6 protein-coding genes are annotated in these 6,166 nt (G+C 43.9%); all 6 read right to left on the reverse strand.

What is annotated here, in order from left to right; genetic code table 11:
* Positions 1-1,404: HAMP domain-containing sensor histidine kinase (locus tag WEIDD23_RS01790; protein ID WP_242865378.1), on the reverse strand; the 1,404-nt coding region annotated here is incomplete at its 3' end.
* A gap of 15 nt (positions 1,405-1,419) precedes the next feature.
* Positions 1,420-2,109 carry a response regulator transcription factor gene (locus tag WEIDD23_RS01795; protein ID WP_010373616.1) on the reverse strand — a complete coding sequence of 230 codons (690 nt, stop codon included), beginning with the start codon at positions 2,107-2,109 and terminating at the stop codon, positions 1,420-1,422.
* 98 nt (positions 2,110-2,207) lie between these two features.
* Positions 2,208-2,999 (reverse strand): YibE/F family protein, encoded by a 792-nt coding sequence (locus WEIDD23_RS01800; protein ID WP_010373618.1) that lies wholly within the window; start codon positions 2,997-2,999, stop codon positions 2,208-2,210.
* Complete coding sequence (locus tag WEIDD23_RS01805; RefSeq protein ID WP_010373620.1) at positions 2,996-4,102, reverse strand: YibE/F family protein; 1,107 nt, start codon at positions 4,100-4,102, stop codon at positions 2,996-2,998. Before WEIDD23_RS01805 ends, WEIDD23_RS01800 begins: the two co-directional genes overlap by 4 nt.
* The gene (gene dnaI / locus WEIDD23_RS01810; protein WP_010373621.1) at positions 4,102-5,046 is read right to left on the reverse strand and encodes a primosomal protein DnaI; all 945 of its coding nucleotides are present in this window, start codon (positions 5,044-5,046) and stop codon (positions 4,102-4,104) included. Before dnaI ends, WEIDD23_RS01805 begins: the two co-directional genes overlap by 1 nt.
* Positions 5,047-5,052: 6 nt before the next feature.
* A partial coding sequence (locus WEIDD23_RS01815; RefSeq protein WP_242865379.1) for a DnaD domain protein occupies positions 5,053-6,166 on the reverse strand: 1,114 nt, incomplete at its 5' end.

Consider the following 6,166-nt stretch of genomic DNA (forward strand, 5'->3'; position numbering starts at 1 on the left):
GATATGACCACCGTAACCCTCGACCAACTTTTGCGCAATACTCAAGCCAAGCCCATTACCACCTTGTTTACGTGAACGTGCTTTATCGACACGGTAGAAACGATCAAAGACGCGGGCTGCATCTTCTGGGCTAATCCCTTCACCAAAGTCTTGCACGGCCAACTCAACCATATTACCAGAACGCGATGCCGCAAAATGGATTTCCTTACGATTCTGACTGTACTTCACAGCATTATCAGACAAGATAATCAAGATTTGCTCTAAGTGATCACGGTTCATATTAACGATTGTTGGCCCCTTTAAATCATCATCCAGTCCAAACGTAAAGTCTGGGTGAATCATTTGGAAGTTCATATAAATGCCGTTAATCATATCCTTAACGTCCGTATCACCGTCTCGGAATGTCAACTCAACCTGATCCGCACGTGTTAAGTCAAGCATCTCAGAGACAAGGCCTTCCATGCGGCGCATTTCTTGCAAAGAAGCCGTAATTGATTCATCTAAAATTTTCGGATCATCCTTACCCCAACGATTTAATAACTCCATGTGTCCCTTAACAATGGCCACCGGCGTCCGTAATTCGTGTGAGACATCTTCAACGAACTGATGTTGTTGCAAAATAAAGCGCTGCATGCGATTCAACATATCATTCAATAAATCAGATAGGTCCGTTAGTTCGTCGGGCTTTCGATCCTCGTTAACAACCCGTGCTTGCGATTGCGGATCTGACTGAATCTCATCCACCACGCGTTTGATGTTGTTAACTGGCCGTAGTAGATAATCAGATAGCCAGTAACCCCACAAGGCCACCAAAAACAAGCCTAAGCCAATCAGAATAACAATAATCATATAAACGCGATTGAATGTCGCGTGATAGCTAGTCAAATGGTTCTCAATAACGACATACCCAATAACTTTATCGGCTGTGTTCCGTAATTCCTGTCGACCAACAAGCATCGCTGGACCATGATCGTGTTGTAGCGTGATTTCCTGATGCGTCACCTTACGAAAAGCAACGCCCTGCCCGCCAATCGGATAAACTTGTGCCCCGTTCGCATTGTAGACGCGAACCGTGTAGTCTTGCCGTGTGATTTGTTGCAACACAGGATCATTAACCACTTTATCTAGGTCATTTGACTTTGGACGCAACATGTCATCGACATTAGCAGGTAGCAACTTAGATTCATCTAAATTTTGCAACCGTGTTGTCACAACTTCAAGCGACGAACTAACTTGCTGACGCTCAGTCTTTAGCATCTGTGTCGAAAATGCTTGAATCATGAACCAAGCGAAAATAATAAATATTAAAAAAACACCGGCAGCAGAACCCAGGGCCCACTTCCACTTAAGTGAGAGCCCCTTCCGTTGCGGTGTTTCTTTAATAATGGATGTTTCACTACCCATTAGCGGCCCCCGTGATTACTGACGCATCACATATCCTGTGCCGCGAACGGTTTGGATATAAGATGCTCGTGAGTCTGGTTGATCAATCTTGTTACGCAAGTATCGAATATACACGTCAACAACATTGGTTTCGATTTGAGAATCATATCCCCAAACCTTCTTCAGCAACTCTTCACGAGATTGGACGACATTAATGTTCTCCATCAAAATCAGCAACAACTCGTACTCACGCTTAGTCAAATTAATAATATCGTTACCACGACGGGCAATACGATTTTCTTTTTCAACAGTTAAGTCACGGTAACGGACAACACTTTGGTGGGTACTGTGCTCTTCTGTTTCAATGTTAATACGACGCAACAACGCACGTACACGGGCCAACAATTCTTCGATCGCAAAAGGCTTCACAACGTAGTCATCCGCCCCATAGTCCAAGCCTGAAACACGATCAATCACTGAGTCGCGTGCAGTCATCATAATAATGGGGGTATTCTTTACTTCGCGCAAACGACGAGCAACTTCTAGCCCACTCAATTCAGGCAACATCAAGTCTAATAAAATTAAATCATAGTCGTTATCCAAGGCAGCTTGTAACCCGCCACGACCATTATCTTCCACATGCGTTTCGTAACCTTCGTGTTGCAATTCAAGTTCAACGAAACGAGCCAAATTTACTTCATCTTCAATAACAAGGACACTACTCATGTGTTATACCTCATCTTACTTTCTACAGGATATGGTCATTCCCAAAAAGTCATGACATATTTAAAACTAGCATAACATGGTTTTCTAATAAATCCTAGTTATTTGCCGTCATAATCGTGATTTGTCCCCATGTCCGTCTGCAATTGACGACGCTGTTGCCACAAAAAAATGGCCATCGTAATCGGCAAAATGACAATAACACCTAAGATAGCATAGAGCAAACTCAACATTGATGAGGTAAATAATTTCGCATTCACAATTTCACCTAAGCTATAGTGTAGTTTACCAAACCAAATGGCCAGACTCAAAAAATCAGCCATAAACCCAAACAACACCGTATTCACAGCGGTTCCAATAATTTGTTGGCCCAAATGCTGCCCGGATCGGGCCAGACCAGCCAACGACATGTTGGGTTGATCAGCCAATAACTCGCCAATACCAGCCGCAATTGCGATGGCAGCCTCAGCGATTGCCCCGAGGGTGGCTAGCAATGCTGCAACAATGCCCAGTGTGACAAAGTTAATATTGATACCCAGCGATAAGCCTTCGAGTTCTTCAGAATTCTCCTCAGCAAATCCTTGTGCCATCGCTAAATGTTCAGCTGGCAGAATCAAAATGACTAAGGCGAACATGACGATAAAGCTGGCCATTAGTGCAATGGTCGTTGTCCGTTCGTCAGCACCTGCACTTAGGATCGTAACCGTCAATAAAAACGCGCCGCCCACCAGTAGGACGGCCAAGGCATTAAACTGGAAATTAATCAGCATAATCATCACAACCATAATCGCAAAATTAATCCAGAGGCTGACAAACGCGCCGATGCCCTTCATGCCCCCGATGATAATCATCAAGGCGAGTAGAATTAACGACAACATTAAGGTGACACTCATGACAAAGCCTCCTTTCGTCGTTGCCATTTACGGACAATCAATACCCAAATAATTCCGGCAGGTACGGTTAAGACGATTCCGATGGCGCTGATTAACGTTTGAATCATCCCCAATGACATGTTCATCATATACGTAAAGCCCCAATTATTGCCATTTCGCAAATACAGAATTGCCATGGGAATTTGTTCGGCCATAAAAATTAAAAACAAGGTATTACTTAAGGCGCCAAAAATTTCTTGACCAACGTGACGTCCGGTTGCAATAATTTCCCGAATTGTCATGTCAGGCCGTTCTTTCTGAACACTAAATAACGTCGCAATCATATCAGTTGCTTCGTCCATCACAGCACCTAACACACCCACGAGTGTCATAGCCATAAACAAAGGCTTAGGTAATTGCGTAATATATGACATGAGTTCAAAGTGCAGGCCATTTTGCTTGGTAACCGTAAAGACAATCTCCGAAATTAAGAGCGCTAATGCCGTCGCGGTCAACACCGTTAAGAAAATTACCCACATTTGTCGATTTTTAAAGCCCATTACTAGTCCAAGCGTCAAAGCTGCCGCAATAACGCTAAAAATCAGAAACAGCCAAAAGATATTCCCATTGTCAGTTACCAAATCAAGCGTGACCGTAACAATAAACAACAAAATATTAATCCCAAGTGACAAAACCGTCAGTCGACCGGCCCGCCCCATTGAAATAATAAGAATACCAAGCACAAATATCATCACAGGCACCCAAACCGTGTCACGTTTAAGGGTTTTGAACTGCCAAGTTGCATCATCAGCCCGCGATAGGAAAATTTGATTATGTGGTTTTACCGGTTGATTAATGGCCATCGCACTGTCGTACGTATTAACTATCGTCAACACTTGTCCTTTATGTGTTGTGTTTAACAGCTTAACTGTTACACGCTGTGTGGTTGTCTTGACATTATTACCAAATTGGTCACTTGAACGACCTGTTTTGCTGGTTTGCACATGAGTTACCTCACCAATTGGGGTGTTGTACATCGTGGCGTTATGACGTAGGACAATCACTGACAGCAGGCTGATAAAGACCAGAATAACCCATGGCAAAATTCGCTTGTACTTTCCCATTAATCAATCACTCGTCTGTTCTCGCCTGCCATTTGAATTTCCTTCGCCAGGTATCGAATGCGTTGCATTAACCGTTCAGCTTTGACTGGCTCGGCGCCGTCTTTTGTCACGGTAAAGTGTTCTGTTTCCAGCTGATTCATCGAGAAATTTGAGGTGAAAAATGTCGGTAATTCATTTTGCATACGGTACTCTAAGATGACACCTAAAATATCGTCGCGAATCCAAGCAGTAATTGATTCAGCACCAATATCATCAAGCACCAAAATTGGCACCTGCTTAATCGTGTTAATTTTATCTTGCGGATTTTCCTTTGATCCAATGGCGCTACGCATTTCAACCGCAAAGCTTGGGAAATGCACGAGCGTTACTGGAATCCCTTCCTGCGCCAATTCGTTAGCCATTGCCCCCATCAGGTGGGTTTTACCAATGCCATATGATCCATGAATATAGAGACCACGATGGTATTGCTTAGGATTGGCAATATATGCACTCACAAAAGCAATCACAGCTGTGAATGCCGCGCTCCGGTCAGCATCCGCTTCTGAAAAATCATCAAGACGGGCACGCTCAATCAACTTCGGCATGCCAATTGACTGGACCAAGTTAGCTTGCATGCGTAATCGTTGCGCTGCCAAAGTCGCTTCATCTGGTTGATAGACAATAACAATGCGATTTTCAGCTAGCGCAAGAACGGGCTTATATCCAGTATGTACAACTGGCTTACCCGCCGCAGCATTCTTTTGCTGGGTATAGTATTCATACAAAACTGAGAAGTCTCGATTCACCAGTTCGCGTGATAATTCATCTTTATGGGTTTGAAAAAAATCCTTAATATCCGGTTGTTCGAACACTTCCTTTTGAATTGCTGCATAACGAGCATGCAAGTGTTTTTTATCCATAAATTGATTTAACGCTTCGCCTACATTAAATGGTTCATCTGCCATACGTTATTACTCCTTCTTTGATTGTTGTCTTCGCGCACGCAGTTCGGCAAGCGCATTTTTAGCCGCCGTTGCATCTTCATTCGAAACCGCCGTTGCTTTTTGATTTTCCCAATCCGGACGGGTCTCCTTAACAACCGGTTCCTTACGTTGCCAACGCTTTGCCCCTGACTTACCACTTTGTTGTGTCTTTTCTTGTCGTTGCTTCGTTCGCTTCTGAAGATAAGTCATCGCATCAACTGCTGTCGTGACACCAGCTTGCGCCCAGTCGTTCACAATTGTTTGTAGCAACGCTTTGCTGAGATTTGTTCGCTTTTCTACGACCGTAAGTTCGAACAACATGATGTTAAGGACTTCCGGCTTAATCTTATCCAGCTGCGCAATATCATTTAAAGCCCGCACTTCATTATCAGTCACAAACCCGCCTGCATTCTCACGGAGACTCTTAAGAAAAACCAACGGGGCAGTTGTCCGAGCTGTTTGAATAATACCAGCTGCCGGATTGCCAGTCGCCACCGGTTCATTAGGCGTTGTCGCTTTAGGCTGATTTTCAGTTACCTGTTGGACAGCATCTGAAACACGCTGTCCTTGCTCGTACGTTCGCCGTAATGTTTGGCGTAAATTCGTAATGCTTAGCTTACCGGAAGCATCGACAGTCCCTTGAATCAACCGTACTAATTCGACATCACTCAAGCCATAGAGACTCTTTTGAATAATTAAATCCGCTTGGTTTTGACGTAGGTCGTTTTGTGTAATACCGAAAGACTGCAACATATCAGCCATCAAGGTAATATTCAGTTGCTGATCACTCGCGGCAATTTCACGTTGCAACGTTGACTTGGTATCATCACTCTGGAACGGAGCGGCTGGCAATCGTTGGAAGGATTCTTGTCCCATCATATCGAAGAAGGACTTTGAGACATTCTGACCAGGAATTGTCGTTTCATTGGGCTTAGTTTCAGCAATTAGCCGCTCGAATAAATCATCCCCCAGATAGTGATGCAACAAACTTGATAACATGATATCTGCTAAAAATGCTTTCATTGCCATTGGTGGGAACAATTGATACGCCCACTGTACGCCAAAACTGGTTTCTTGCCGATAGGTTTTCAGTAGTCCCATT

Source organism: Weissella sp. DD23, from assembly GCF_001579105.1.
GTDB classification, from domain to species: domain Bacteria; phylum Bacillota; class Bacilli; order Lactobacillales; family Lactobacillaceae; genus Weissella; species Weissella cibaria.

Excerpts from the sequence above, each read along its gene's own strand:
- WEIDD23_RS01805 (WP_010373620.1), bottom strand. The coding sequence starts at position 4,102 with ATGGGAAAGTACAAGCGAATTTTGCCATGGGTTATTCTGGTCTTTATC.
- WEIDD23_RS01800 (WP_010373618.1), bottom strand. The coding sequence starts at position 2,999 with ATGAGTGTCACCTTAATGTTGTCGTTAATTCTACTCGCCTTGATGATT.
- WEIDD23_RS01795 (WP_010373616.1), bottom strand. The coding sequence starts at position 2,109 with ATGAGTAGTGTCCTTGTTATTGAAGATGAAGTAAATTTGGCTCGTTTC.
- dnaI (WP_010373621.1), bottom strand. The coding sequence starts at position 5,046 with ATGGCAGATGAACCATTTAATGTAGGCGAAGCGTTAAATCAATTTATG.